Annotated in this window: 28 protein-coding genes and 1 riboswitch; of the genes, 19 read left to right on the top strand and 9 right to left on the bottom strand. The window is 48.2% G+C overall.

Annotated features, from left to right (window positions below):
- Positions 1–229: 229 nt before the first annotated feature.
- From QF041_RS18460 to nfsA, 13 genes are all read left to right on the top strand, one after another.
- Positions 230–1,729, top strand: a complete 1,500-nt coding sequence (locus QF041_RS18460) for an ABC transporter ATP-binding protein (protein ID WP_127551676.1) — start codon at positions 230–232, stop codon at positions 1,727–1,729.
- Positions 1,726–2,793, top strand: coding sequence for an ABC transporter permease (locus QF041_RS18455; RefSeq protein ID WP_307415256.1), 1,068 nt, complete (start codon positions 1,726–1,728; stop codon positions 2,791–2,793). Before QF041_RS18460 ends, QF041_RS18455 begins: the two co-directional genes overlap by 4 nt.
- Positions 2,777–3,700 carry an ABC transporter permease gene (locus QF041_RS18450; protein ID WP_017691011.1) on the top strand — a complete coding sequence of 308 codons (924 nt, stop codon included), beginning with the start codon at positions 2,777–2,779 and terminating at the stop codon, positions 3,698–3,700. The genes QF041_RS18455 and QF041_RS18450 overlap by 17 nt, the downstream gene beginning before the upstream one ends.
- 47 nt (positions 3,701–3,747) lie before the next feature.
- The gene (locus tag QF041_RS18445; protein ID WP_307415255.1) at positions 3,748–4,419 is read left to right on the top strand and encodes a sulfite oxidase-like oxidoreductase; all 672 of its coding nucleotides are present in this window, start codon (positions 3,748–3,750) and stop codon (positions 4,417–4,419) included.
- A gap of 1 nt (position 4,420) precedes the next feature.
- On the top strand, positions 4,421–5,179 hold the full coding sequence (locus QF041_RS18440) for a nucleoside phosphorylase (RefSeq protein ID WP_307415254.1): 759 nt from the start codon (positions 4,421–4,423) through the stop codon (positions 5,177–5,179).
- A gap of 507 nt (positions 5,180–5,686) precedes the next feature.
- Positions 5,687–5,872 carry a hypothetical protein gene (locus QF041_RS18435; protein WP_017691007.1) on the top strand — a complete coding sequence of 62 codons (186 nt, stop codon included), beginning with the start codon at positions 5,687–5,689 and terminating at the stop codon, positions 5,870–5,872.
- A gap of 122 nt (positions 5,873–5,994) precedes the next feature.
- Entirely contained in the window at positions 5,995–6,483 is a 489-nt protein-coding gene (locus tag QF041_RS18430; RefSeq protein ID WP_307415253.1) for a GNAT family N-acetyltransferase, read from the top strand.
- Positions 6,484–6,606: 123 nt separating this feature from the next.
- Entirely contained in the window at positions 6,607–7,005 is a 399-nt protein-coding gene (locus QF041_RS18425; protein WP_307417002.1) for a metal-sensitive transcriptional regulator, read from the top strand.
- A gap of 59 nt (positions 7,006–7,064) precedes the next feature.
- The gene (locus QF041_RS18420) at positions 7,065–7,265 is read left to right on the top strand and encodes a copper ion binding protein (protein ID WP_036673156.1); all 201 of its coding nucleotides are present in this window, start codon (positions 7,065–7,067) and stop codon (positions 7,263–7,265) included.
- Between the two features lie 213 nt (positions 7,266–7,478).
- Positions 7,479–9,956: a heavy metal translocating P-type ATPase gene (locus tag QF041_RS18415; RefSeq protein ID WP_307417001.1), complete on the top strand. Its 2,478-nt coding sequence runs from the start codon at positions 7,479–7,481 to the stop codon at positions 9,954–9,956.
- Between the two features lie 352 nt (positions 9,957–10,308).
- Complete coding sequence (locus QF041_RS18410) at positions 10,309–11,469, top strand: YhgE/Pip domain-containing protein (protein WP_307415252.1); 1,161 nt, start codon at positions 10,309–10,311, stop codon at positions 11,467–11,469.
- Between the two features lie 154 nt (positions 11,470–11,623).
- Positions 11,624–12,223, top strand: coding sequence for a TetR family transcriptional regulator (locus QF041_RS18405; RefSeq protein WP_062837201.1), 600 nt, complete (start codon positions 11,624–11,626; stop codon positions 12,221–12,223).
- On the top strand, positions 12,216–12,959 hold the full coding sequence (nfsA, locus tag QF041_RS18400) for an oxygen-insensitive NADPH nitroreductase (protein WP_307415251.1): 744 nt from the start codon (positions 12,216–12,218) through the stop codon (positions 12,957–12,959). The genes QF041_RS18405 and nfsA overlap by 8 nt, the downstream gene beginning before the upstream one ends.
- A 322-nt stretch (positions 12,960–13,281) precedes the next feature.
- On the opposite strand, the gene QF041_RS18395 is transcribed toward nfsA, so the two are convergent.
- The 7 genes from QF041_RS18395 to QF041_RS18365 all read right to left on the bottom strand — a co-directional run bounded on the left by QF041_RS18395 (position 13,282) and on the right by QF041_RS18365 (position 19,087).
- The gene (locus tag QF041_RS18395; RefSeq protein WP_307415250.1) at positions 13,282–14,112 is read right to left on the bottom strand and encodes a TatD family hydrolase; all 831 of its coding nucleotides are present in this window, start codon (positions 14,110–14,112) and stop codon (positions 13,282–13,284) included.
- An 81-nt stretch (positions 14,113–14,193) separates the two neighbouring features.
- Complete coding sequence (locus tag QF041_RS18390; RefSeq protein WP_373461399.1) at positions 14,194–15,045, bottom strand: ABC transporter ATP-binding protein; 852 nt, start codon at positions 15,043–15,045, stop codon at positions 14,194–14,196.
- A gap of 89 nt (positions 15,046–15,134) precedes the next feature.
- A complete protein-coding gene (locus QF041_RS18385; RefSeq protein WP_036616724.1) occupies positions 15,135–15,893 on the bottom strand; it encodes an ABC transporter permease in 759 nt (252 codons plus the stop codon).
- Positions 15,893–16,183, bottom strand: a complete 291-nt coding sequence (locus QF041_RS18380; RefSeq protein ID WP_017690996.1) for a thiamine-binding protein — start codon at positions 16,181–16,183, stop codon at positions 15,893–15,895. The genes QF041_RS18385 and QF041_RS18380 overlap by 1 nt, the downstream gene beginning before the upstream one ends.
- 224 nt (positions 16,184–16,407) lie before the next feature.
- Complete coding sequence (locus QF041_RS18375; RefSeq protein WP_036673166.1) at positions 16,408–17,448, bottom strand: ABC transporter substrate-binding protein; 1,041 nt, start codon at positions 17,446–17,448, stop codon at positions 16,408–16,410.
- 221 nt (positions 17,449–17,669) lie between these two features.
- Positions 17,670–17,782, bottom strand: a riboswitch (TPP riboswitch).
- Positions 17,783–17,927: 145 nt separating this feature from the next.
- Entirely contained in the window at positions 17,928–18,683 is a 756-nt protein-coding gene (locus tag QF041_RS18370) for an NAD-dependent epimerase/dehydratase family protein (protein WP_307415246.1), read from the bottom strand.
- Positions 18,684–18,700: 17 nt separating this feature from the next.
- Positions 18,701–19,087: a VOC family protein gene (locus QF041_RS18365; RefSeq protein WP_307415245.1), complete on the bottom strand. Its 387-nt coding sequence runs from the start codon at positions 19,085–19,087 to the stop codon at positions 18,701–18,703.
- 174 nt (positions 19,088–19,261) lie between these two features.
- Between QF041_RS18365 and QF041_RS18360 the strand changes: the two genes are divergently transcribed.
- Positions 19,262–19,759: a DUF2798 domain-containing protein gene (locus QF041_RS18360; protein ID WP_307415244.1), complete on the top strand. Its 498-nt coding sequence runs from the start codon at positions 19,262–19,264 to the stop codon at positions 19,757–19,759.
- 436 nt (positions 19,760–20,195) lie between these two features.
- Here QF041_RS18360 and QF041_RS18355 read toward each other — a convergent pair whose 3' ends face one another.
- Positions 20,196–21,431 (bottom strand): MFS transporter, encoded by a 1,236-nt coding sequence (locus tag QF041_RS18355; protein ID WP_307415243.1) that lies wholly within the window; start codon positions 21,429–21,431, stop codon positions 20,196–20,198.
- Positions 21,432–21,818: 387 nt separating this feature from the next.
- On the opposite strand from QF041_RS18355, the gene serS reads away from it, so the two are divergent.
- A complete protein-coding gene (gene serS, locus QF041_RS18350) occupies positions 21,819–23,117 on the top strand; it encodes a serine--tRNA ligase (protein ID WP_307415242.1) in 1,299 nt (432 codons plus the stop codon).
- Between the two features lie 228 nt (positions 23,118–23,345).
- On the opposite strand, the gene QF041_RS18345 is transcribed toward serS, so the two are convergent.
- Entirely contained in the window at positions 23,346–23,549 is a 204-nt protein-coding gene (locus QF041_RS18345) for a hypothetical protein (RefSeq protein ID WP_076253873.1), read from the bottom strand.
- 179 nt (positions 23,550–23,728) lie between these two features.
- Between QF041_RS18345 and QF041_RS18340 the strand changes: the two genes are divergently transcribed.
- The 4 genes from QF041_RS18340 (at position 23,729) to QF041_RS18325 (ending at position 26,764) form a co-directional block, all read left to right on the top strand.
- Entirely contained in the window at positions 23,729–24,835 is a 1,107-nt protein-coding gene (locus QF041_RS18340) for an Ig-like domain-containing protein (RefSeq protein ID WP_307415241.1), read from the top strand.
- A gap of 379 nt (positions 24,836–25,214) precedes the next feature.
- Positions 25,215–25,766: a GrpB family protein gene (locus QF041_RS18335; RefSeq protein WP_307415240.1), complete on the top strand. Its 552-nt coding sequence runs from the start codon at positions 25,215–25,217 to the stop codon at positions 25,764–25,766.
- Between the two features lie 4 nt (positions 25,767–25,770).
- Positions 25,771–26,178, top strand: coding sequence for a ribosomal maturation YjgA family protein (locus tag QF041_RS18330; RefSeq protein ID WP_307415238.1), 408 nt, complete (start codon positions 25,771–25,773; stop codon positions 26,176–26,178).
- A gap of 28 nt (positions 26,179–26,206) precedes the next feature.
- Positions 26,207–26,764: a GNAT family N-acetyltransferase gene (locus QF041_RS18325; protein WP_307415237.1), complete on the top strand. Its 558-nt coding sequence runs from the start codon at positions 26,207–26,209 to the stop codon at positions 26,762–26,764.
- The last annotated feature ends 23 nt before the right edge of the window (positions 26,765–26,787 follow it).

The following is a 26,787-nucleotide window of genomic DNA, read 5'->3' as shown; positions in this document are numbered from 1 at the left end:
TATCGTTTACACGATAACGAAGAGGACAGAAATGACCTGAGGAAGCAACGCTAAAAGCTTTCTGAAAGAAAGCTGCTTCGGAAGCATACACCTCGCATTTATCCCCGGATTTTCCCGTGTCAAAAGGGATCAAAAAAATCTGGGGATAACGGCGATCGGAAGGTTGTTCTGTCATCGTAGTGGCGAGTGTAACCTTTTTAAGTTGAACTGAGGGGAGCGAACGCGAGATATGCTGTTGGAGATGGAGCAGATTACGAAGAAATACGGCGGCTTCACCGCTAACCGTGACATCCGTTTTAATTTGCGTGAGGGAGAGATTCATGCCCTGGTAGGTGAGAACGGGGCCGGTAAAACAACTTTGATGCGTATGCTGTACGGTATGGAACAGCCCACATCAGGCACAATCAAAGTCCGTGGACGTGAGGTGAGCTTTGCCACGCCGTCCCAGGCGATGGCAAGTGGCATCGGTATGGTGCATCAGCATTTCATGCTGTTCCCTTCCTTTACGGTGGCGGAGAACATCGTGATCGGACGCGAACCGGCTAAGGCAGGCGCATTTGACCGCAAAAAGGCAGCAGCCCAGGTAAATGAGCTTGGCAGACAATATGGCATGCCAGTTGACCCGTGGAAAAAAGTGTCCGAGTGCCCGCTTGGCATGCAGCAGCGTGTTGAAATTCTCAAGGTGCTGCATCAGGGCGCAGACATCATTATATTGGATGAACCTTCGGCGGTACTGACACCGCTTGAAGTGAAGGAACTGCTGGCGAACATGAAATCACTCGCCAAGCTGGGCAAAACCTTTGTACTGATCACACACAAGCTGCAAGAAGTTATGGATGTAGCCGACCGAATCACGGTGCTTCGGGATGGTCAGGTGACAGGTACGTTGGAAGCGAAGGATACACATGTGGAGGAACTATCCCGTCTGATGGTTGGTCGTGAACTTGTGCGTATGGACAAGCAGCCATCGGTTCCAGCGGAAGCGGTGCTTCAGGTGGAAGGGGTCAATCTGTCCGGAGCGAAGGATCGTTCGGCGCTCAAGGACATTCATATGGAGGTTCGAAAAGGTGAGGTTGTTGGCATAGCGGGTATCTCGGGTAACGGCCAGTCGGAACTGATTCAGGTCATTGCCGGACTACGTAAGGCGGATAGTGGTCGCGTTGTACTCTCCGGGCAGGATACAACCAACTGGCCTGTACGACGCATCCGGGAGCATGGACTTGCTCATATTCCGGAAGATCGCTACATGTGGGGAGCGGCCAAGGATGCGAGCGTTCGTGAGAACGGGCTAATGGGACACCATCATCGCTTGCAGTCACGCGGTATTATCAAAGCCAAGGCAGCAAGAACGATGGTAGAGAGCTGGATCCAACAGTTCAGCATCAAGACAGGTTCTGCGGAGACCAAGGCACAGTTTTTGTCCGGAGGAAACTTGCAGAAGCTGATTGCTGCCCGTGAATTTGCACAGGATACACCGTTTCTGATTGCAGCCGAACCAACACGTGGTGTGGATATCGGAGCGATGGAGACGATTCATGCCGAATTGCTGCGCAAACGTAGCGAGGGCGCGGGCATTCTGCTCATTTCATCCGAGTTGTCGGAGATTTTGCAATTATCTGATCGGATTATTGTCATGTATGAAGGTGAGATTGCCGGAGAATTGAGAGCAGAGGAAGCGACTGAGGAACAGATCAGCTTGTTAATGGCAGGAGGGAAAGAGCGGATATGAATCGGGTAAAAGAAACACTTCGCGGACTCGTGCAGCCGCTGCTTGCCGTATTCATCGGTCTGATTGCAGGGGCTGTAGCGATTCTGATCGTTGGCGGTAATGTGGTGGATACGTATGCGGAGATGTGGAAAGGGGCCTTCGGCAACTTCTACTTCTTCACCAATACGTTGGCTCGTTCCACACCAATCATCTTGGCGGGGCTTGGCGTAGCATTGGCATTCCGTGCCGGATTCTTCAATATGGGAGCCGAAGGCCAGATGATTCTTGGCGGGCTTAGTGCCGCGCTCACGGCGCTCTATCTGCCAGGACCAGGCTGGTTTGTGTGTATTGTTGCTATTGTGGCAGGTATTGTTGCAGGGGGAATCTGGTCCCTGTTTGCAGGCTGGCTGGATGCACGTTTCGGCATGAACTTGTTGATCACAACCTTACTACTTAACTATATTGCCATTTATTTCGGGGGCTACATGGTCTCCTATCCATTCAAGGACCGCACAGGATCTGCAGCAATGGCTCAGACACCCATGATTGATCAGAGTATCTGGTTGCCGAAGTTGTTCCAAGGGATGGGGCTGCATGCCGGCTTCATTATTGCCATTGTAGCGGCTATTCTGATCTACTGGTTCACGCATAAAACGGTGACCGGTTACGAGATCCGCATGCTCGGCAGCAACCCGTCCTTTGCAACCTACGGTGGTGTTCGGCGCATTCGCATGATGATGCTGTCCATGGTCATCAGTGGCGGACTTGCTGGACTCGCGGGTGCGGGGGAAGTGCTCGGTACACAGTACCGTTTCCTTGATGGCTCGTTGTCATCGGCAAGTTACGCATGGAGCGGCATTATGGCAACGCTGCTTGCCCGCTCGCATCCACTCGGTACAGCTGTAGCAGCTATTTTGCTGGCTGCGCTACAGACAGGTGCCATGGGGATGGAACGGAATACGGATGTGCCGCTGGAAGTTGGCAGTGTCATCCAAGCTGTATTGACGTTATTTGTATCAGCTCAGATCGGTTATTCATTCCTGAAGCGGAGAAAGGAGAAAAAGTCCAATGCAACAACTGTTTGATGCAGCCATGTTTGGCTCAACCTTGCGGATTATGACTCCAATCCTGCTTGCAGCGCTCGGTGGGGCTTTATGTTCTCGTGTCGGTCTGTTTAACGTGGGTCTTGAAGGACTGGTTCTGATCGGTGCATTCTCCGCGATTGTCGGCAATTATCTGTTTGGCAATGTGCTGCTGGCTGTACTCTTTTCCATTATAATTGTGATGTTATTCTCGGCGCTCTTTGCCTTTATAAGCATTAATCTGAAGGCCAACGCCATCGTGGTCGGGATCTCGCTCAACTTCCTGGCTGCGGGGGTGACGACCTTTGCACTGCGTGCGATTTTTGATGTAAAAGGTGCATACTACGACAAAGACATGGTGGGACTTCCCAAGTGGGATATTCCGCTGATTAAGGACATTCCGTGGGTCGGCGATGTAATATCGGGACATAGCCCTCTGGTCTACCTCGGCATTGTGCTCGTGATTGCATTACAATTTTATCTGTTCAAAAGTGTATCCGGCTTCCGCCTGCGCTCCGTCGGTGAGAACCCGATTGCAGCACAGAGCATCGGGATCAAGGTACGTGGCATCCAGTATGGTGCCGTTCTGATGTGCGGTGTGTTGTGTGCTCTGGCTGGAGCTCAGTTGTCGCTCGGTCAGGTAACGATGTTTACCGAAGGCATGACTGCTGGTCGTGGCTTTATCGCGCTGGTGGCAACGATGTTGGGGCAAGCGAATCCGCTTGGCGTGATGGGCTCCAGTGTACTGTTTGGCTTCATGGAAGCATTAAGTATTCGTCTGCAAGGATTCTCCCTGCCAACGCATTTCACGTTGATGCTGCCGTATATTGTAACGCTGGTCGCGATGTTCTTTTTCAAAGACCGTACCTATGCACAGGATGCACTGAAAGCGGGCGGAAGCTCGCGTTAATTCCTGAATGTCTATGTTAGAGACAGTAAAAGAAGGAGGAATTCCACTTGCATAACAAGGCTGAACGTTTGAAAAAAAGTAAAACTCCGGCACCCAAAACAGGCAACGATCACGGAGATCGGCTGCCGCCAGGACAGATGCTGACGGAGAAATTCCCGATTCTGCATGAAGGGGAAGTGCCGGAATATGACCTTTCCACATGGGACTTGAAGGTGTTCGGTGAAGTGGAAGAGGAGAAAGTGTTCTCCCTAGCTGAGTTGCAGGCGATGCCTCAGGTGAACACGGTGAGTGATATTCACTGTGTTACCCGTTGGTCGAAATTCGATACGTCGTGGGAAGGTATTCGCTTCTCCGATTTTGTGAAACTTCTGGGGGTTAAACCAGAGGCAAAATACGTCATGATCCATGCAGATCATGATTATGAGACAAATGTACCGCTCGAAGAGTTGATGCATGATGATGTATTGCTTGCATTCAAATATAACGGTGAGCCACTAACACCCAAACATGGTTTTCCGCTGCGTATGGTTGTGCCACAACTGTACTTCTGGAAGAGTGCCAAGTGGATACGTGGTCTGGAGTTTATGACAGAAGACCGTAACGGATTCTGGGAAGTGAATGGTTTCCACCATTTTGCCGATCCGTTCAAGGAACAACGCTTCTCGGGTGAGGATCTGCCGATTCCGGAAGACGAGTGGACGAAGAAGGAGTTTGATTGATATGTTGATGCCTATTTTGCAGATTCATTCGGAAGACATGCCGGCATACGCCATCGTCTGTGGTGATCCGGCACGTGCGGAGAAGATTTCCCGTAAGCTGGAGCAGGCGAGAGAACTGGCGTTCAGTCGAGAGTATCGTACATTTGTTGGTTTGTATGAAGGGGTACAGATCGCTGTGGTCAGCCATGGTGTAGGTTCACCTGGAGCAGCTGTCTGCTTCGAGGAATTGATTCGCGCGGGTGTAACAACTCTGATTCGTGTAGGTACAGCGGGATCGTATACAGCCGATTATCCGGCAGGCAGTGTGATTGTGAGTACAGCCGCTGTTCGTACGGACGGGTTGACTCGCCAACTGGTGCCGGATGGTTTCCCAGCGGTAGCGGACATTGGGGTGACACAAGCGTTGATCGAAGCTGCTCGCGAGCAAGAAAGCGCGGATGTTGCAACATTTGCAGGCAAAGTGGGCGTTGGTATCACCGTAACGTTGGATGCGTTCTTTGCAGGCGTGGAAGAGATTCCACACCGCAAGTACAAGCAGGCTGGAGCACTTGCAGCTGAGATGGAAATTGCGGCGCTCTACATCGTCAGCACCTTGCGTGGCGCTCGCGCCGGAGCCATTGTCGCGATCGATGGATTCGCGGACAGTGATCTGGCAGCCGAGTATGATCCGCATACGGATGCGGTGGGACAAGCGGTGGAGCTCGAGATTAATGCAGCGCTACGCGCACTAGCCGCGCTTGCTCGCCAAGATCAGGCGTAATACGAAACCAGAAATAAATCGGTTAAACGTCCACCTGGGGTGGACTATAAGGAAAAAGGGCATCCTGTAAGGTCATGAAAATGGCCTGGGGGAATGCCCTTTTTTGCGCCTAAAAGAGTTGGGAAATTGTATCGACGATAAGTTTTTTAGGTGATTTGTGATTGCGAGCTGACCTGAGAAAAGGAGGTTATGAATGGTGTACTGTTTCGACTGAACGAACTCAGCACGTCTTATTCGGGCGGAAATCGCAAGTGTGAAATTCTAACGAATCGTAGGCACGCTAATGACTGTAAAGGTCCCTTTTATCCACCCATTCTGATGAATTACCGTAATATAACGTGTCTGAGATTCGTTACATTTTCATTCCGCCCATATTTGCCCATATAAGGTGTGTGCGATTCGTTAGCTATGGCGTCTGTCCCTAGTGGAGAATGATAAAGCAAAAAATGGGTAAGTTATATAAAGGAACATCATATTGAAGATAAACACATAAGGGAGGATTCTACGATGACACAGAACAATCAACCTCAGGACGAGGCAGAAATTCGCAACAAACTGGATGAAGACGGGGATTCCTTGATGGAAAAAAAGAAGATTTTGAGCGGAGTAGACATTGAACCGCAGGCGGACGAATGGGCAGCGAAGCCATCACCTGTTGCTTTTAATGAAGGAAATGCTTCTTCGAAAAAATAAACAACATGAGCATCCTACGGGCTTGATGGAATGAAGATAAATTTAGCGAAGCAGGTACCCTTATGGTATCTGCTTTTTGGTTGTATAATAATGTAAAATTCATTAGATGAAAGAGTGATGGGATGAGTACAGGTACGATTAACATCCGAAAGGCAGAAATGAGGGACTACTCTGGCGTGTCATTGTTGATGGATGACCTGCACCAGATGCATGTCGAGGCGCGGGCGGACCTATACAGAGCGTTAGAGACCAGAATGGAGGAAAAGGAGTTCACCGAACTGCTGGAAACGGACAAGCGTTACCTGTATGTTGCCGAGTCTTCCGAAACGGGTTTGATTCTGGGTTACGGGAGCGCGCAGTTAAGTGTAATTCAGGATAACCCATTGATGGTGGATCGCAAGATGTTGTACATCCATGAATTTGTAGTGGATACCAAGCATCGGGGTCAAGGAACAGGCAAACAGTTACTACAAGCATTCATCGAGTTAGGGAGAGAACTTCAGGCAGACAGCTTGGAATTGTCCGTGTCGACTTTTAATTCTGGGGCACAGGCTTTCTATGAACAGATGGGTCTAGTCGTCCGCAGCAGCAGGATGGAGTATACCTTGTAAGATGCATCGCTCTATTTAATTAGGAAGGATTCATCCATTTTTATCAAAATATCAGAATACTCTTGAATACCCCCATGGGGTATGTTACTCTTAGAAAAGAACGAGAGAAAAGGGGTGTTCATGATGGATCATCAGAGCCATCCCGAGGAACCTTTACAATCCTCCATTTCAGATTCAACGGAAGCTTTGGCTACAGTTCAAGAAGAGGTATCCTGTCATGCCGAGGGCAGTGATGGGAAGCATGTGCGCAAGAGTCACCATTCGCAGGAGATGAAGAGTAACCTGGTTTCTCGTTTGAACCGTGTGGAAGGTCAGATTCGCGGGATCAAGGGATTGATCGAGAAGGATACGTACTGTGATGATGTGCTGACGCAGATCGCGGCGGCTCAGTCTGCTCTTAATTCAGTAGGCAAACTTTTGCTTGAAGGCCATATGAAGAGCTGTATCGTTGAGCGTATTCAGGCTGGTGAACATGAGGTTGTGGACGAACTGCTGGTTACGATGCGGAAGTTAATGAAGTAAGTTATATCAATTCACCTATTTAATTTATCATTTTAATATACCCCAAGGAGGAATTTAGAATGTCTAATGTTACATTGAACGTTACGGGAATGTCTTGCAATCACTGTGTGAAGTCGGTTGAAGAAGCTGTGAAGAATACCGGTGCGAGTGGTAAGGTTGATCTGGCAGCGGGAACAGTAGCGGTGGAATATGATGAGCAGAAAGTGAACGTGGATCAGATCAAAGCTGCGATTGAAGATCAGGGATACGATGTAGTCTAACGGGATCACAGGCTTAAACCGAACATGCTCATGGGCACAATGAGGGCAAACCCCTTTTCCCACGAGTCAGGTTTAAGCCTAATTTTCTGTCTGATATATACCCCTTAGGGGTATGTTGCGATAAATTGAATCGATATGAAAGGAGCTGATATGATGGATAACTCAACGAATAAACCAATGGATAGATTATCCGAACCCACCCCAATACCACCTATGGCAAACGCACCAGGACTAAAGACAACACTGCACATCACGGGGATGACCTGTGCCGCATGTTCAACGCGAGTCGAAAAGGGCTTGTCTCGTATGGAAGGCGTGCAGCAGGCCAATGTGAATCTTGCCATTGAACAGGCGACCGTTTCCTATGATCCGAAGATAACCAACGTGAGTGCCTTGCGAGATAAGGTGGAAGCATTGGGCTACGCTACGGTGTCCGAATCGGTTGATCTGAACATTACGGGTATGACGTGTGCTGCCTGTTCTGCCCGGATTGAAAAAGGTCTTTCCCGATTACCTGGGGTATCTCAGGCGAATGTGAATCTGGCGCTGGAAACAGGGCATATCGAATATGCCGCTGGCACATTGAAACCTTCGGATATTACCGCCAAGATCAAGCAGATGGGCTACGGTGCTGAACTGCAATTGACGCAAGAAGAGACCACATCGGTTCGTGAACGTGAGCTGCAACGCAAAAAGTGGAAATGGATGATATCTGCGTTGTTATCGATTCCTTTGCTGTGGGCAATGGTGGGGCATTTCTCGTTTACATCCGGAATCTATGTCCCAGATCTGTTCATGAACCCTTGGTTCCAGCTGATTCTGGCAACGCCAGTACAGTTCGTGATTGGATGGCAATTCTATGTGGGAGCATACAAAGCGCTACGTAACGGCAGTGCCAATATGGACGTTCTCGTCGCACTTGGTACCAGCGCAGCGTTTTTCTACAGTCTGTATCTGACGTTATCCAGTGGGTACTTACCTTCTACAACCATGGATCATGGGGCAATGGGAACGAGCACAGCCGCCATGCCTTCGGTAGAACTCTATTATGAGACAAGTGCGATTCTAATTACGTTAATTTTACTGGGAAAATGGTTCGAAGCTGTGGCGAAAGGTCGCTCTTCACAGGCAATCAAAAGCTTAATTGAACTGGCTCCACGTGAAGCTCGTGTCATTCGTGATGGACAGGAAGTGATAGTTCCTGCCGCATATGTTGCGGTGGGTGATTTGGTCCTGGTGAAGCCGGGTGATAGCATCCCGGTGGATGGTATCGTTGAAGAAGGGCAATCCTCAGTAGACGAATCCATGCTAAGTGGAGAGAGCCTTCCCGTGGATAAAAAGCCGGGAGATCCCGTTACAGGTGCTACGCTGAACAAAAACGGGGTATTACGACTGCGTGCGACCCGAGTGGGATCGGATACGGCTTTGTCCCAGATTATTAAAGTAGTCGAGCAAGCTCAGGGCTCCAAAGCACCGATCCAGCGGATTGCAGATGTCATTTCAGGCATATTTGTTCCAATTGTTGTTGGCATAGCTGCGCTGACATTCCTGATCTGGTATCTGTTTGCAAGTCCAGGTGACTTCGCTGGTTCCCTTGAAAAAGCGATTGCCGTGCTTGTCATTGCCTGTCCATGTGCACTGGGGCTGGCAACGCCGACCTCTGTCATGGCTGGATCAGGACGTGCGGCTGAATATGGCATTCTGTTCAAGGGCGGCGAACATCTGGAGTCGGCACAACAGATTCAGACCGTGGTGCTCGACAAAACAGGTACAGTAACCCAAGGTAAACCGGTGCTTACGGATATTGTCACGGCTCCGAATTGGACGGAATCCGATCTGCTTGAGCGTGTAGGAGCGGCCGAACAGAGTTCTGAGCATCCGCTGGCAGAGGCCATTGTTGCAGGTATTCGTGCCAAGGGTCTGGAGTTAACCCCAACAGAGAAGTTCGAGAACATACCGGGATATGGCGTGCGAGCTTCATTAAAAGGGCAGGAAATACTGGTCGGCACACGTCGGTTGCTTGCGGATGCACAGGTGAATGTCTCTGAGGAAACCGTTCAGCAGATGAACCGTCTGGAGGAACAAGGGCGTACAGCGATGCTGGTAGCAGTGGATGGTCAGTGGGCAGGGATCGTGGCTGTGGCTGACACCATCAAGGATACCTCTCGAGAAGCCATTGGGCGTCTTCAGGCGATGGGAATTGATGTCATCATGATCACGGGAGACAATGAGCGAACAGCTCGCGCTGTAGCAGAACAGGCAGGGATCGGTAAAGTGCTGGCTGAGGTTCTGCCGGAAGGTAAAGCTGCGGAAGTGAAGAAACTTCAGGAGAGTGGCCTGAAAGTAGCGATGGTAGGTGACGGCATTAATGATGCTCCGGCACTTGCTACTGCTGATATTGGGATGGCCATCGGAACAGGAACGGATGTAGCGATGGAAGCGGCGGATATTACGTTGATGCGTGGTGATCTGAACAGCATTGCAGATGCCATTGAGATGAGCCGGCGCACGATGGGGAACATCAAACAAAACTTGTTCTGGGCGCTCGGTTACAACGTTATTGGTATTCCTATTGCGGCAGTTGGCTTCTTGGCTCCATGGCTGGCAGGGGCAGCGATGGCGTTCAGCTCCGTATCGGTTGTACTGAATTCCCTACGTCTGCAACGGATGAAGCTGAAGAGAAATAACTGACCGAACTTTGTTTGGAGATATATTCAACGCCTCATTGTAAATGAAGTAAGGATGAATAAATGTGCGGTTCGCTGCGGCGGACCGTGTTTTTTGTTGAGAAAAAATACAGTTGAGTCGCCAGAAAGTAAGCCTGAATCGTTGGTATAGATGTTCTTTTCTACGGAGAAAGGATAGCATAATGCTCTTTTGTGAAAATAGATCGATTGTATTCATGAATAAAGCTTACGTTTTCTGAATTTTTCAAAAATGAGTTGACAATATGGACATATTCACATAAAATTTAAACGATCGTTTGATTCAAACAACTGTTTAAATCAAATTAGAACTATTTGAGTAATGGAGGACACCTTTTATGTTACAGGCTTTACGTACATTGTTTAAAAAACCGCCAGTGATTGTAGGGATCGTAACAGCACTTATGTTCCAAGTGATCTTTAGCGTGATCTGGATGACCGCATATTCTGGAGTAAATGACCGTACGAAAGAATTGACGGTTGCGATTGTGAACGAGGACGGCGAAATGTCCAAAGGAATTGCGGATTCGCTCGCAGGAACACTGCCTTTTCATACCGTATCCAATCTGAGTGCGGCTGAAGCGTTGGATCAGCTGAATCATCACCAAGTACACATGGTGCTGGATATCCCGGCTGGATTTAACGAATTGCTTCAGACGGCTGGCTCCACCGCCGAGATTAAATACACCATTAATGAAGCAAACCCGGTTACGATTAAAAGCATGATGCAAGGTGTATCACAAAGTGTGACAAACACGATTAACAAACAAGCTACAGCACAAGGAGTACAGACGGTGTTAACCGCTTCAGGTACGCCTGCCGATCAGGCTGCTGAAGCCGCTACTAACCTGACTACCCGAGTGGAAGGAACGACAACGTCCATCAACCCGGTTAACGGGATGAATAATCAGATGGTGCCGATGATGATGGTACTGGCTTCCTATGTAGGTGCCATGATCATGGGGATGAACCTCCAGACAGCTATGGGTATGCTGTCATCTACCTATTCCCGATTGACTTTGTTTGGCGCGAGAGTAGTCATTAACGTGGGTTCTGCATTGGTCGTTTCCTTGCTGGGATCATCATTGATCGTGGCACTGGGAGGACAGATTGCACAAGGATTCGTTGCATTCTGGTTGTTCCAGGCGCTCTTCCTGTGCACGTTTATGTTCTTCTCCCAGTTCTTCCTGATCTGCTTCGGACCTGCAGGAAGTCTGTTCAACATCATCTCACTGTCCTTGCAGCTGGTATCTTCCGGTGCAATGGTACCGCGTGAATTGCTGAACAGCTTCTATAGCGGCATTGGGCAGTACCTGCCTGCAACATACGCCGTTCAGGGTATTCTGAGCGTGCAGTTGGGGGGCCCAGGAGTTCAGTCTGCTGCGGGCTCTATCGTGATTGTGCTGTTGGTTGCCGTTGCGTTGTCCCTGGTCGTGACGTTGTTGAAAAAACAACGCATGCCAGCTATGGCTCCAAGCCCTGCTCAAGCAAACAACTAATACAGCAGATGCATGTTATGGCTTCATAGATAGGACAAGCACCCCGATGATTTTCATCGGGGTGCTTGGTGTAATATAATAGACAGATGAATCGCTGGCTGCAGTCCTTGAGCTGGAGCGAATGAGATGAACGGACAAGAGGGAGCGGGACGGAATGACGGAACCGGAGTTGGATATCAAAACGAGGATATTGCTTGCAGCCAAGAAGCTTTTTGCACAGCAAGGGTATGACGGGACGAGTGTTCGTCAAATATGTGATGAGGCAGGTGCCAATGTGTCGTTGGTGTCTTATCATTTTGGCGGAAAAGAAAAGGTGTTCGAAGCATTATTTGAGCATTTTTTCCCTGGGCATATGATGAACTCGCTGGCGGAAGAGTCGATGTCCTCGCCTGTGGAAGGTATCCGCCGAATTATTGGTGAAGTTGTGAAGTTCACGATGACGGATCGGGAGATGAGCGATATTGTGCAGCTTGAAATTACACTGCGTACACATCGTACAGCTACCGTATTTCGTTTTCTAGACCCTGTATGGACCCGAGTGAGGGAACTGCTGCAAGAAGGAAAAGACCAGGGATTGTTCCAGGTCGAGTCCGTATCTTATGCGATGCTTCAGGTTATGGGTGTGGCTTTGGCGCACAAACGGGCCAAGAATTCACGATTTGGCTTTGATTATCAGGATATGAATACCGACGAGCTTGCTGAGCAGACAATTGAGTTCGTATTACGAGGATTGGGAGTGAACAGCCATGAATGAAACCATTGAGTTGATGATGAAACACCGCTCTGTACGCAAATTCAAGCCAGACCCGGTAAGTGATGAGCAGCTTGCAGCCATCGTAGCGGCTGGGCAGATGGCTTCCTCTTCAAGTAGTGTGCAAGCATATACCGTAATTGCTGTGACTGATTTAGAGCAAAAAGCCAAGCTGGCTGAATTGGCAGGCAATCAGGCCTATGTCAATGAATGTCCGGTGTTTCTCGTATGGTGTGCTGATCTGTATCGACTGAGTGATGCTGCGAAACGTCATCTTCCTGAGAAGGAATCGTATGCTGATTCAACCGAGAATTTCATGGTAGCCACAATTGATGCTGCACTGGCTTCCCAGAACGCCGCTCTGGCAGCAGAGTCACTAGGGTTCGGAATCGTATATATTGGCGGGCTTCGTACCCGGATTGAGGAAGTTGCTGAGCTGTTGGGATTGCCGGAAGGGGTATATCCGGTGTATGGCATGTGTATTGGTGTTGCAGATCAGGAAACGGGAATTCGCCCGCGGTTGCCACTTAATGCAGTTCTGCATCGTAATCGTTATAATGCCGAGCAGAGCATCAAAGGTGTTGAGCAGTATGATGAGACAACGACAGCCTACATGAAAGAACGGACTAACGGTGAAAGAACGACTCCATGGTCCGAACTGATGGCGAAGCGCTTGACTGAGCCGACAAGGTTGCAAGTGAGACCGTTCTTGGAAGGCAAAGGATTCTTGAAGCGTTAAGTTGAACTAAAGGTAGTTACACTTGCCACTCCGATGACAGAACAACCTTCCGATCGCTGTTATCCCCAGATTTTTTGATCCAATTTTTGTGAAGGTGAAAATCTAGTGATAGCGTATGCTTCCGAAGTAGCCTTCTTTCAGAAAGCTTTTAGGCGACCGCTCTGCTTCCTCAGGTTATTTCTGTCCTCTACGTTCCTGTGTAAAAATTTAGTTCAACTGATATATAATAGTAGACTAGAAGTCAGTCGGGGCGAAACCGACTGGCTTCTTTGTGCTGTGTTGGCAGGGCAAGCGAGAGTACTTGCTGCTACCTAAAATGTACTCAAGTTAAGCCATAGAAACGCTTTGTGTTCTGATAAAAAAGACGGGCGGCCCGCTCGGTTCCCATGCCGGTGATCTCACTCCATGCCTGGATAACCTGTCTGGTCATGGCGGGGTGTGTCATTCGTCCCTGAAATGGTCCTTGGAAGGTCCAAGGTCCGTCGGTCTCGGCCATCACTTGTTCTGATGGATATTGCCGGGCGAGTTCACGAATCTCTTCTTCGTAATGAATATCTGGCGTGAAAGAGATGAAATATCCATTATCAGCCATGCGTCTAATGGTTTCGCGAGATCCCTTGAACCAGTGGAAATGAGCACGGCGGAACTGATTTTGCTCCAGCAAATCACAGACGATATCCGCATCTTCGTATACCGCATGAAGGACAAGTGGTTTGTTATGCTTTTTGGCAAGTTGGATGAAACGTTCAAGCAGCTTGATATACCCGCTCTGATCGAAGCGCTGCCCTGTCTGCTCCGCTTCCTGACGATTGTAATAGGGAAGGCCAACCTCTCCGATGGCTGTAGCTTGTCCCATATGCTTCTCGATCCATTGGAAGAACAGGTCCATTTCTGCAATGGACGGCAGTTCCTGTTCCGGATGGAAACCGAAGGCCGGATAGATATTACGTGGATGTTGTTTTGCAAGCTCCAGATTAGCCTGGGCAGAAGCGAGATTCATGGACACGGCGATGACTGCCTCGACTTGCTGAGACGGGAAAGATAGGAGCATTTCGCGTTGTTCGTCAGAGGTATACTGATCGAAGTGAATATGAGCATCAATGAATGGTGCAAAAGCTTGAGAATGCACGAGGGAATTCCTCCTTGTGGTCATTTATATTTTAACTATGTTACGCAGATTTTTTTGTGGTGGATCACCCAATAAAGGAAAATAATAACTTAAAAACCCGCACTATCAAGATAGGCGGGCTTTCTGCTGTTCTTCTCGCATCCACTGAGCAATCTCCCGTTTACGCGCAAGGAATGCGGATTCCTCCGTAATTTCTTCTCGTCTTGGGCGATCAAAAGGAACATGCACCTCGTGCAACACCGTTGCAGGTCGGTTGGATAATACATAGACCCGATCCGCTAGCAGCAATGCTTCTTCGATATTATGGGTGATGAACAGCACCGAGCGGCGGTTCTGTTCCCAGATATCGAGCAGCCAGCGCTGCATGTCGCTACGTGTCAGTGCATCCAGCGCGCTGAAAGGTTCGTCCAGCAGCATGAGTTCCTGCGGACTGAGCAGGGCGCGCAGAAATGCAGCACGCTGCTGCATTCCGCCCGACAGCATATGAGGGTATGCCTGCTCGAACCCGGCAAGACCCACGCTGCTTAACCACTTACGAGCTTCTGCAAGTGCTTCGGTCCGGGGGGGAGCACTTGAAGCTACTTCTCCAGCGAGCAGTACATTGTCTTCAATGGTGCGCCAAGGGAAAAGAGCGGGTTGTTGTGGCATATAACTAATCTTGCCACGCTGTCCCGTTACATTCTGACCGTTCATAAGCACTTGGCCTTCCTGTGGCTTCAGCAGACCGCCGATGATATGGAACAGGGTGCTCTTGCCACAGCCAGAAGGTCCAACGATAGCAACAAACTCGCCTTGCTCCACAGTCATGGACAGGCCGTTCAGAACCGGTAGCTTGCTGCGCCGTTCACGGAATGATGCATGAACATCAACGACGTCCAGTGCAGGTGGAATCGAAGCAGGAGCAGCAGGTCGATTAGGGGTAGCATGGTGAAGCTTTTCACCATGCTTTGGCTCCATTACACTTGCTCCTCGTCCAGGCTGGACTTGTTCATCCTGTTGCCGATTCATATGGTCATCACTTCCTAATATACAGATTACTTGCTTTACTACCGCTTCTGTGGCCGCCAGCGCACGAGCAGCTTCTCCAGCAGGGCAATGAACAGGAAGAGCAGCAAGCTGAGCGCGACAATAATCATGATCGCCACGAATAGGCGGTCCGTACGATAAGCCGACTTTTGCAGCATCATATAATAACCAATACCCTTGTCTGCACCAATCCATTCGGCGATGATGGCACCCATCACGCTATAGGTAGCGGCGATTTTGACACCGGAGAACACGGATGGCAGCGCATGGGGAAGCTCCAGCTTCCAGAAAATCTGATGACGTTTCGCACCAGCCATGCGCATATAGTTCATCATCGCTGCATCTGTACGGGTCAAGCCGTCCATAGCCGCCACTGCAACGGGGAAGAAACAGACCAGGATGATGGTAATCAGCTTGGGCAACAGCCCGAATCCGAACCAGATTAACAGGAGCGGCGCGAGCGCGATAGTTGGGATATTTTGACTAAGAATAAGTAGAGGGTACAGGGCCGACTTGAGAAAAGGAACCAAATGCAGCACCATTGCAATCAGTAATCCAACCGCTGTTCCAGCCGCGAATCCAATCAGCGTTAACTGAATGGTTGCGGAAGCGTGCATACCAAGTCGTTCGGCCTGGGTTGCCGCTTCGCGGGCGATGTCGGATGGTGCAGGCAGCATCCATTTCTCAATATGGAAGAGGGAGACGGCTCCCTGCCATATCGCTATAAAGAGAATAACCGCCACAATGGGCGGCCATACACTTTTGAAATAGGCAGGCATTAGCGATACTTCTCCGTCAGGGTATCCATGCTGAAGCCAGTAGGGCTATGGGCGATTTTGATCTGGGAGATGATGCTTGGGCTGCCAGCCTCCACAAGTACCTCGTGCATTTTACGTACAACTTCCAGCAGTTCCTCCAGTTCACCTTCCATCGTGGTGTCGAGCGCGTTCACCTGATATTTCAGGCCGGATTGCTGAATAACTTCAATGGCGCGATCAACGTAAGGATAAGAGTTCTCGCCATTTGGCGTTTTCGGAATAACCTGAATGCTAAGTAATGTGCTTGCCATGAGAGATCACGGCTCCTTTCGTGATATATAAAATGAACTAATGACTGTTACACTTGCCACTTCGATGACAGAATAACCTTCCAATCGCTGTTATCCCCAGATTTTTTTGATTCCCTTTCTCTAAAGGGAAAATCCGGTGATAAAGGCGACCGCTTCGCTTTTTCACGTTATTTCTGTCCTCTCCGTCCTCGTGTAAATATTAAGTTCGTTTTATATGAGAAATTTTATTGGGGTAAGAACTCGTTTGTATATGCCTTGCTCACATCGATCTGTTCATCAAGCAGTTTTTTGCTAAACATCCAGTCGGTGTAGTTCTGCCACACTTCCTGTTTTTGCTCACCCCAACGCGGGGCGTCATCCGTGTATTTTGGACTGAGCCACTTCTGGCTTGCCAGTACGAGGTCTTTATCCAGATCCGGTACGGCCTTGATCAGAATGTTCGCTGCGTCTTCGGGATGATCAATTGCGTATTGATACCCTTCGGAGGTGGCTTTCAGGAATGCTTTCACCAACTCGGGGTCGTTTTGGATCGTCTGCTCGTTGGTTACGAGGACAGGCGTGTAATAATCCAGTGCATCTGAATAATCCTTCACATATAACATGTCGATTGGTTCCCCGCGCAGTTCGGCTTCAATACCCGTCCATGCGTAGAAAATCCATGCAAAATCAATGTCCCGTTTTACTGCGGTGAAAAAGTCGGCGTCACCCATATTAATGTTTTTCACTTTCGATACATCGGCTCCGTCGCCTTCCATAATGGATTGCATCACGGCTTCTTCGACTGGGGAACCCCAACCGCCATAGGTTTTACCTTCAAAATCTTTCGGTGATTTGATATTCCGATCTGCCGGAGCAGCGAACCCGGATGTATTATGCTGAATAACTGCTGCAATGGAGACGAGAGGAACACCCTGTGTGCGGGCTTGAGTTACACTCTCCTGATAACTTACGCCAAACGGTACTTCATTGGAGGCGACCATCGTATCTGCGCCACCGGCGCCTGGTTGTACAATCTCCACGTTCAAGCCTTCGGCCTTATAAAAACCTTGATCTACAGCCGCATACAGGCCGGTATGATTCGTATTTGGTGTCCAGTCGAGCACCACTTTAATATCTTTCAGGGCGGCAGTGTCACCTTCGTTGCTGCTTTCCGTATTTGTGTTGCCGTTCTGCCCAGCTGGGGCAGCTTCTTTGCCACCACATGCGGCTACAGTCACCATAAGCACGCATAAGAGCAACAATCCCATCGTTTTACGCCATTTCATCTGTGGTTCTCTCCTTCGGTATGTCCGGCCAATTGGCACGGGGTACTCCTTGGCTTCATATCAAATCATCTTGCATAAATCGACAGATTTATACCAGTTGAGATCTGGATAACGTCACTTTTTTTAGCTCTCTGGCTATATAAAAGAACATTAAAAAAGCGTCCCGTATTCCGGGACGCGTGCAGGCGTTAGAGAGGTGGCGTTCAGCCATAGGGCTGTGCCATTTCGATATACTCCGATTCCTACGCTGGCATGATCCAGATCAGGTCTAAGGGTTAGTATCTTGGTGGGATACACTCTCAGCCGGCCAATTCCGACTCCCCTGGGAAACTATGAAGTTACGGGCATTACTAGGTGTAATTATAGGCCAGCGGGTGGAACGTGTCCAGTCAGGAACTGGATGGGGACACGTATGAATTAATCAAGAAGGCCATTATACATATGTGTATCAGCCTGTTTAGATGTGTTATTTTCAATAATTATCGTGGCGAATCATATAAGGAAATCTGGCTGAGTGCAAAAGCATCGGATTTTGGGGCATAACCTACCTGTTTCTGAGTGGTTTCCAGATTCAATCGTTTAAACCGATTATTCGAGATCCCATGCAGTATGGTGAAAGGCTCCAGATTGGTAGCTGTAATGGCTTTGAACATCAAATCACACAAGTCAGCCGGACTAATATACGCGCTCATATCCCTTGCTTCCAGCGCTGGTCCGTCCGGTTGAAAATCATCATATGCACCTATACGTATTGCTACACTTTGTAAACCTTCGGTATACGCAAAATAGGAAGCGAGCGATTCTCCAAAACATTTGCTAACCCCGTACAAATTCCGTGGGCGTGTTGGCATGTCCGGATAGACTTGAGCATCAATGGGATACCCCTCAATCGTCTGTGCACTGCTCGCCAGAATGACTCTTTGCACACCTTGGTCCTTAGCTGCACGGAATACATTAAATGTACCTTTGATATTGATGTCCAACAACGATTCAAAGAATCCGGCATTCGGGGAAGGGTCTCCCGCCAGATGTACTACCACATCCATGCCTTCGCAAGCATGCTGACAGGCTTCAGGGTCTGTCACATCCAGTGTCATGATCTCATGGTCGGTTTCTTGATACGTATGCAGTCTGTCGATATTCAAATCTGTTAGTCGCAGGTGATATGCTTCTGACAAGTGTTGGGACAAGTCCCTTCCAATTTTCCCGGCTGCGCCGGTAATTAAAATGTTCATGAAATCAACTCCAATTCTTAGCGCTGGAAGAACTCAATCCATTCCTTTTCAGGTCCATAGATGAAGAAATAGCGGTAACCGTTAGGCAGTGTAATAATCTCTCCATCAATAAATTCGGCCTCGGTGGCTTGGATGCGTTTGTACTCAGAATCAAGATCGTCCACGTGGATCGCAAAATGGTGTACCGTACCTTCGGAAGGCAGCTTGTCGCTGTATCCTTGAATTAACTCAATCTCAGTCTCATTACTTCCATTGAAGCCAAGGAAGGCGAGCTGAATGACGCCGTTGGTATGGGTTACCCGGTCTTTCAATTCAAGACCAACAATCTCCGTATAGAAACGCAGCGTGGTCTCCAGATCACGCACAGCAATGCCGACGTGGTCAATGCGTTTTTGAAAACTCATAATCCAAATCCTCCTTATACCATGAATCTTTCTACCATTTTAAGGGATATCATAGGGCTGTACTACATGGTTGTCAAATCCGGTTTTAATTTGGGAAAATCATAATTGTTCACAGAATGTTCACTTATGTGGAGGGTTTCCTCATCTCTATAATTACGAAGGTAAACAGAGAGGATGAGAGAATTGCCAACAAGCAAGAAGGAACAAATTATTTTCGGATTAATGATGTGCACAGGAATGGTCTTGATCATGATGTTCTTCAATCTATGGCACAGTGGGTTACTCGGTAAGATGTCCCCGCTTGAGATACTGCTTCAATTCATAGTATGTTTTGTCATCGCGTTTCTGGTGGAGTCTTTCATCGTTGGACCTATAGCGAGAAAGATTGCTTTTTCCTTGCCCTTTGACAAGTCCAACAAGATTATGGGTGTGCTTGCTATATCATTTTTTATGGTGATTGGCATGGTTCTGATCATGTCCTTGTATGGAATGATCTCGGCATATCTTGCGGATCAATTAAGTGGGTCATCCGTACTCCGTACGTATCTCCATACCATTGCTCGTAACTTCAGCCTTGCGCTTCCATATCAGTTAATCATTCTGGGACCGCTCGTCCGATATGTATTTGGTAAATTCATCAAAGGCAATGGCCCTGTAGTGCCCTGTCGTTAACAAAAGTGTGTGATTTGGCTGGCCCTAAGTATTTCCTGGGCAATCTTACGCAAATGAATAGATATTATTCTCACCTCTAATGAAAGGTGATCAGAGAGGCAGAGATAGGGTACTTGCCACCATGATTACAGCGCTAACGAATCGAGAACGCCGTATTAGGCCAGTTTTTAAGGAATGAAAAATCTAACGAATCTCAGCGGCGTTATTATGCAAAAAACCTCCAACGAGGCATTTAATTGAAGTTAATTATCTATAATAACGTCTCTAGGATTCGTTAGATTTCAAACATGCGGAAATGGATGGGAATAGCGTGTGCTAGGTTCGTTAGAACAGAGTAACGCTACAAAGAAATGTCCACCGTCAGGTCATGGCGGTGGACATTTCAATTTCTTTAATAGGTATTTCTAATCCTCAGGACTGGATCAACACATAACTGTTAAGTCGCAGAATTCACTATATGTTTGTTCTGCCATTGATACGTGATTACGCTAATGACAAACAGGCCAACTGCAAAGATGGCAAGCATCCATGCAGACTGATTAACCGCCAGATGATCAAGACTCCACCCCGTAGTCAAAGGCAGAATGGCACCGCCAACCCCACCTGAGGCAATCAAAATGCTGGGTGTGGATTCTTCTGTTCCGGGCAGCAGTTTACTGGCAAAGACAAGGGCAATGGAGAATATCCCTGACATCGCAAGTCCAAGCAGTAAGATGATGAGAAATGCAGACCAGATTTGGTTTGTAAATGGAAATACCATTAACAAAAGAACAGATGCAAGACAACTGTACAGAACATAGACGCGGTATTGGAATTTCTCTGCGATATACCCGGCGAAGAGTCGTCCCACGGACATGGCAATCCAGAAACAGGTGACACTAAGCGCTGCTCCGGCTTCCTTCATGTTCATTTTCTCAATCAGGATCGCCGGCATGAAGTTCGCAAGACTCATCTCTGTGCCAACATAGAGGAAGAAGAACAGGACGAATAATACCAGAAGAGTCCTGTTACTGCCACGATAGGTTGGACTGGATGTACTTGCAGATGCGGGATGCATCTCACCCGATGTCCCAGCAGAGTGCGTATTTAAGGAAGCATGATTTGAATTCTGTCGCTCCAGAAACTTATCGAGCTCTCCAAATGATCCTTTCGCCCAGAAAACAAAGGTCAGCGCGGCGCAGATCGCAACAACGAGAAAGGAAAGGCGCCAGTATCCGGCAGCAATCAGACCACTGGCAATGAGCGGCATGACCATCGCGCCGATCCCGAATAACACTTCCAGTCGACTCATGGCAACGGCTGTATTGTCTTTGATTGCAGCGATGATAATGGTTCCAATAACAGCTTCAACCATTCCGAATCCGAAGCCAGCTGCGGGTGCGATGACGAACATCCAGCCCCATGGGGGCAGCAGCATATAGGATAATTCTGCGATACAGAGCAGTGCTGTGGCGATTAACAGGCCTCCCCGTTTACCAAAGCGTCTGTTCAGCCATGGAGATAACAATACACCACCCAGGAATCCGGCAAATTGAGCGAAGATCAGCGTTCCGCCTTGGCTATAATCTTTGCCATAATGTTCAAGTGCAACCGGCAGAATGGAACCGAGCACAACGTGGGCAAGTCCAATCAGGAAATAGGACAGACATCCGATCCAAAGTAATTTTTTCATAAAGAACTCCTTTTACTTATATACATAAATTGAGGATCACAATAAAGCGCAATCTTGAAGACAAAGTCTATCATAACAGGACATGTTACGTTGTGCCATGAATTCCTGATCGATACAGAAGGTTGCAATTAGGTCCGGCGTTCGTATATACTGAGACCAACAATTACAGATCGGACCATGCCGTTGAAGAGCATCCAACTCGGAGGCGTTTTCGCCAGGGGAGCGATATTTCCCCAAGTTAACCGGAACCGCCCGTTATCGCGGACCAAGAGGCTGGAAGCAGGATATCCTGATTCAGCAAGTTGGGTGGCACCGCGAGCAGAGCGCTCCTCGTCCCAAGGGATGAGGGCGCTCTTTGTATTTTTACAGCCAAAGGAGACGGTGACCATGCTAGAAATGAAATGGATTCGGGCGCATGCAGAAGAGGTTCAGGCTGCAGCAGACGGGAAAAAAATCAAGATCAACATTCGCACATTGTTAGAGCGGGATGAAGAACGTAGAGCACTTTTGCAGGAAATTGAAGAAGGTCGCAGGTTGCGCAATACGTTATCTGCTGATATTGGTAAGCTAATGCAAGCGGGGAATCGGGAACAGGCCGAGGGTTTGCGCGCTCAGGTGAAACAGCTCAATGAACAGTTGGAACAGGTGGAAGCGAAGCTTGCCCCTGTGCAGGAGGAAGTAACCAAGCTGCAATGGCTGGTACCCAATATCGTATCACCGGATACCCCCAATGGCTCGTCGGATGCGGATAATGTAGAGCTGCGACGTGTGGGAGAGGTGCCAACGTTCGAGTATAACACCAAAGATCACGTGGAACTTGGGGAGTTGCATGATCTGATCGATATTCCTCGTGGAGTTAAGATTGGCGGTACGCGAAGTTATGTATTAAAAGGCGCTGGCCTGTTATTACATCGGGCAGTACAGCAACTTGCGCTTGATCTGCTGCTGAAGCACGGGTTTACACCGATGGAAGTACCGTTGATGGTCAGGGAGGACGCACTGGTGAACACCGGATTCTTCCCAACCGGTCGAGATCAGGTTTATGAACTCGAAGGGGAGAACAAGTGGCTGGTGGGAACTTCTGAAGTGCCGCTGGTCTCGTATTATGCGGATGAGATTGTTGATGTTCAAGAGCCTGTGAAGCTGGCCGCGGTATCGACGTGTTTCCGCAATGAGGTTGGCTCCGGCGGACGTGATGTGCGCGGATTGTATCGTGTGCACCAATTTGCCAAAGTTGAGCAGGTCATTCTCTGTGCTCCTGATGCGGAAGAATCGGAGCGCATGTTACAGGAGATTACGGGACACGCCGAAGAATTGCTGCAATTACTGGAACTGCCGTATCGTGTTGTCGCCGTATGTACCGGAGATATGTCGCAGAAAACGTACAAACAGTATGACATCGAGACCTGGATGCCGAGCCGCGGTGCATATGGAGAAACCCATTCGTCGTCGAATCTGCATGATTTTCAGGCTCGCCGTTCGAACATTCGTTGCCTGGATGCCGAAGGCAAGTTGGCCTACTGTCACACGTTGAATAATACGGCGGTGGCATCGCCGCGTATCCTGATTCCTTTGCTTGAGAATCATCAGCAGGAGGATGGAAGTATTCACATTCCGGAAGCCCTGCGGCCCTATATGGGCGGGGCCGAGAGCTTGATTTTGCCAGAGCAGGATAAAGTGAATTAGAGAGGTTAGGTAACGCTCTAGTAATTCAAAAAGGGGATGTTCCACACGTCATGTTGTATGTGACGATGGACATCCCCTTTTAAACGGTAACACTATTTAACGAACCGATCTCCTAATATTTTGTGCTGAATTTAACTGAGCTGGTAAGTGCTTGAACCTCAGATATAGCTTACTTCTTTGATTAAAATTTCTTCGTTTATGTAAGTAAATAAAGTTATTTCTTAAATGTTAACGCAGCTTCCATTCACGCTCGTTAATGATTTCAATTTGTCCAGATTCAAGGGCTTTTTTGAAACGATTGCGGGCTGTTTTCATCAATAGAACCATTTCGTCTTCAGGACGAATCTTGGTGGATGTCGAAGTGACGATAGCTTTCATACGTTTACGGTTATTTTTAGGTGAAACCATATCAAGCAAATTCTTTTCGATCATACATATCCCACCCCATTTTTTAGGTTTATTAAAACAGTATTACGCGACCTTCCCATATTATACAATGAAAATCATGAATTGTTACAAGACTCTCACTCACGTTATTCAACTTTATGCAATTCGTATCCGATATAATATAATAGAAGTAAAATATTGGATTATGGGAGATGGATATTGAAATGAATAGAATCAAACTGGCGCTTCGAGGCACACTTGCTCTAATGATTGCATTGACCGTACTGGTCCCTTCGTTGGCTTTGGCGGCTACCGGTGACGTGACATCGATTGAAATTACCAATAGCAGCCCGCAGAAGATGAGTGTTTCCGAGACAGCTAAGCTTCAGGTGATGGCAACCGTAGAAGGTTTTGATAACAAGCAGGATGTTACCGAAGGCGTGACTTGGTCCACCAGTAATGCAGCGGTTGCGACGATGGTGAAAGGCAAAGTCAAGGCTGTGGCCGCGGGCGAAGCAACCATTTTTGCACAGGTAGACGGGGCTAAAGCCCAGTTGGTTGTCCAAGTTCAGGAGAAGATCAAAAGCATCAAAGCTTCACCGAAATCCTACAGTTTTGTTAAAGGCAGTGAAAGCACCCTTCCGAAAGTAAGCATTACCCGTGCGAATGGTAAGGAAGAGGATGTGACGTCTGAGATTGTGTGGTCCGTATCCACTTCTTCGGCTGTGCTGGAAAACGGTAAAATCAAAGGCGTTACACCCGGCAGAGTATTGCTGCAAGGCAAGTACGGAACAACGATTGTAAAAGTTCCTGTTGCCGTGACGGACGAGATTACCAAAGTTGAAGTCACTCCTGCCACAATGCAGCTGAACATCAAGAAGTCCAAAGCGTTGAAGGTGATCGGCACCTACGCAAACGGCAAAACGATCAACCTTTCGAAACAAGTGATATGGACCTCTTCCAATACAAATGTAGCTATCGTGAAAAATGGAGCCGTTAAGACGCTGACCGAGGGACAAGCCACCTTGACAGGAACTTATCAAAATCAGACAATAAAGGCAGAGGTTACCGTTGTACCTCTACTCAAAAAGTTGATTACTGGCCAGAAAAAACTGGTTTTGTCCCCACAGGGAAGTACAACGCTGAGTGTGATGGCCCAGTATGATACGGGCAAGACCACTGTTGTGACCAACAGTGCGGTGTGGAGCAGCACAAAGCCGGGCGTAGCGACAGTAACAAATGGCAAGATCGTGGCTGTAGGCAAAGGTAAAACGTCCATAACAGCCAAGTGGGGCAACAAAAAAGTGACGATCCCTGTTACGGTAAAATAAATATTTATATAATGAAGTGCTTGCATCAATTCAAAGATAAAATCAGTACATGACACGTTAAAATCATCAATATCATCAAGGTAACAGACAACCAAGGGGCGTAGACATACGCTCCTTTTTTGGATATATAGAAATATGTATCTGAAATGCCTTCTGCTTTAACAACTATATAAGGGGATTGGATGAATATGAAAGCTTCGATTATAAGCTCAGACTCTAACTCTAGTGATCTGACTTACCTGAAATATCTTCTTTTATCCCTAAGTTCCATACTTACATTTCAACGGAGCACTACGATTAAGCGCATGAAGCAAAGCACCTATGAAAAATACAGAGAAGGTTACCATTTAAAATGTCATGGTGAAGAGGAGGTACCTGAATGAAAGATCCAATGCAACCGGAAAACTGGCCTGCCTGGGCGACAGAGGCGGTAGAGATTGCTCCGGCCAACCCCAACTGGGATGCGCAGGCTCAGGAAGAAATCCGGCAACTCAAACACCGTTTACAGCAGTTTAATATCCATCAATTCGAACATATCGGAAGCACGTCCATTCCAGGGTTACCCGCCAAACCCATTATTGATCTGATGGCAGAGGTACAGTCATGGGACGACATGGATCTGATTGCGGATCAGTTGAATCCGGTGGGCTGGAATTACGTTCCGCCTGAACTGGATGGACGGGAGTACAGACGATTCTGGGTCAGGGTTAAGGATGGCAAGAGAGCTGTACACCTGCATCTGATGCGCCCGGGAGAAGAACGCTGGGATCGTCAAATTCGGTTTCGGGATGTGCTGAGAAAACGCCCAGATCTGGTGGAAGCTTACGCCGTCCTGAAGGCGAAGCTTGCTGATGAGAACAAGGAAGATAGGGAATCGTATACCGCTGCCAAAACGCAATTTATTTTACAAGTGCTTGATGAAGGCGTGTGATTGATTGAAAAGCGTACTTATCAGAGACAGGCTGATCTATTTCTTCGCAGTCATGATGACCATGGCGGCAGGGCTCGCATCCAGACACTATGGTGAACGATTGCCAAATTGGGTGCATGAACATTTCGGGGATGCATGTTGGGCAGGCATGATTTATTTCGGAGTACGCATGGTGTGGCCTCATCGCAGCTTGGTATGGGCGATGTGTTTGAGCTGTGTATTCAGCTGGATGATTGAGTTCTCACAGTTGATTCAGACGCCTTGGCTGATTGAGATACGCTCTACCGTATTAGGTGCTCTTATTTTGGGACATGGTTTTCTGGTAATCGATCTGATTCGATATACGGTCGGTATTCTGTGCATGGTTATAATAGATCGTTATTTCCTGAGAAATAAGATGGCTGGATCATGAACTCAAGTGAATCATGGAGGTGTGCTGAATGAATGTAGAAAAACTTTTTGCCGAATTGCCCGAATTCGAAACACAGCGGTTAAAGCTGAGACGCCTTGTGATGGATGATCTCAATGAATATTATGCATTTGCCTCTGATCCGCGAGTGAGTCAGCAAAGCTTGTGGAACTGCCATGAGACGGTGGAGGATTCAATTCAATATATTCAGCGGGTACTGGATAATTATGAACGGAAAACGGTACATATCTGGGCTTTTATTTTGAAGGAAACAGGGACCTTGATCGGGAGGGGTGGCATTTTTCATCTCAACGAACCCATGCAGAGTGCTGAACTAGGGTACGCGATAGCCAGCAGTCAATGGGGTAAGGGGCTCGCAGCAGAAGCGATGCAACCCATCGTGGATTATTGCTTTCAGGAATTGGACTGCAATCGGCTTGAGGGGAAATGTAATGCAGGCAACATAGGCTCTGCACGCGTAATGGAGAAGCTGGGCATGTCGTACGAAGGTTTGTTACGCAAACAGTTGAAGATCAAAGGTGTATTTACGGATCAAAAATTGTACTCCCGTATCCGGGATGATCTATAATACTTCCAATGACATATAGGGTA

Source organism: Paenibacillus sp. W2I17, assembly GCF_030815985.1.
Taxonomy (GTDB): domain Bacteria; phylum Bacillota; class Bacilli; order Paenibacillales; family Paenibacillaceae; genus Paenibacillus.
This window is presented reverse-complemented; position numbering and strand designations above follow the sequence as displayed.

Coding starts and splice junctions, on each gene's coding strand:
- QF041_RS18460 (WP_127551676.1), top strand. CDS start 230: ATGCTGTTGGAGATGGAGCAGATTACGAAGAAATACGGCGGCTTCACC.
- QF041_RS18455 (WP_307415256.1), top strand. CDS start 1,726: ATGAATCGGGTAAAAGAAACACTTCGCGGACTCGTGCAGCCGCTGCTT.
- QF041_RS18450 (WP_017691011.1), top strand. CDS start 2,777: ATGCAACAACTGTTTGATGCAGCCATGTTTGGCTCAACCTTGCGGATT.
- QF041_RS18440 (WP_307415254.1), top strand. CDS start 4,421: ATGTTGATGCCTATTTTGCAGATTCATTCGGAAGACATGCCGGCATAC.
- QF041_RS18435 (WP_017691007.1), top strand. CDS start 5,687: ATGACACAGAACAATCAACCTCAGGACGAGGCAGAAATTCGCAACAAA.
- QF041_RS18430 (WP_307415253.1), top strand. CDS start 5,995: ATGAGTACAGGTACGATTAACATCCGAAAGGCAGAAATGAGGGACTAC.
- QF041_RS18425 (WP_307417002.1), top strand. CDS start 6,607: ATGGATCATCAGAGCCATCCCGAGGAACCTTTACAATCCTCCATTTCA.
- QF041_RS18420 (WP_036673156.1), top strand. CDS start 7,065: ATGTCTAATGTTACATTGAACGTTACGGGAATGTCTTGCAATCACTGT.
- QF041_RS18415 (WP_307417001.1), top strand. CDS start 7,479: ATGGCAAACGCACCAGGACTAAAGACAACACTGCACATCACGGGGATG.
- QF041_RS18410 (WP_307415252.1), top strand. CDS start 10,309: ATGTTACAGGCTTTACGTACATTGTTTAAAAAACCGCCAGTGATTGTA.
- QF041_RS18405 (WP_062837201.1), top strand. CDS start 11,624: ATGACGGAACCGGAGTTGGATATCAAAACGAGGATATTGCTTGCAGCC.
- nfsA (WP_307415251.1), top strand. CDS start 12,216: ATGAATGAAACCATTGAGTTGATGATGAAACACCGCTCTGTACGCAAA.
- QF041_RS18395 (WP_307415250.1), bottom strand. CDS start 14,112: ATGACCACAAGGAGGAATTCCCTCGTGCATTCTCAAGCTTTTGCACCA.
- QF041_RS18390 (WP_373461399.1), bottom strand. CDS start 15,045: ATGGAGCCAAAGCATGGTGAAAAGCTTCACCATGCTACCCCTAATCGA.
- QF041_RS18385 (WP_036616724.1), bottom strand. CDS start 15,893: ATGCCTGCCTATTTCAAAAGTGTATGGCCGCCCATTGTGGCGGTTATT.
- QF041_RS18380 (WP_017690996.1), bottom strand. CDS start 16,183: ATGGCAAGCACATTACTTAGCATTCAGGTTATTCCGAAAACGCCAAAT.
- QF041_RS18375 (WP_036673166.1), bottom strand. CDS start 17,448: ATGAAATGGCGTAAAACGATGGGATTGTTGCTCTTATGCGTGCTTATG.
- QF041_RS18370 (WP_307415246.1), bottom strand. CDS start 18,683: ATGAACATTTTAATTACCGGCGCAGCCGGGAAAATTGGAAGGGACTTG.
- QF041_RS18365 (WP_307415245.1), bottom strand. CDS start 19,087: ATGAGTTTTCAAAAACGCATTGACCACGTCGGCATTGCTGTGCGTGAT.
- QF041_RS18360 (WP_307415244.1), top strand. CDS start 19,262: ATGAGAGAATTGCCAACAAGCAAGAAGGAACAAATTATTTTCGGATTA.
- QF041_RS18355 (WP_307415243.1), bottom strand. CDS start 21,431: ATGAAAAAATTACTTTGGATCGGATGTCTGTCCTATTTCCTGATTGGA.
- serS (WP_307415242.1), top strand. CDS start 21,819: ATGCTAGAAATGAAATGGATTCGGGCGCATGCAGAAGAGGTTCAGGCT.
- QF041_RS18345 (WP_076253873.1), bottom strand. CDS start 23,549: ATGATCGAAAAGAATTTGCTTGATATGGTTTCACCTAAAAATAACCGT.
- QF041_RS18340 (WP_307415241.1), top strand. CDS start 23,729: ATGAATAGAATCAAACTGGCGCTTCGAGGCACACTTGCTCTAATGATT.
- QF041_RS18335 (WP_307415240.1), top strand. CDS start 25,215: ATGAAAGATCCAATGCAACCGGAAAACTGGCCTGCCTGGGCGACAGAG.
- QF041_RS18325 (WP_307415237.1), top strand. CDS start 26,207: ATGAATGTAGAAAAACTTTTTGCCGAATTGCCCGAATTCGAAACACAG.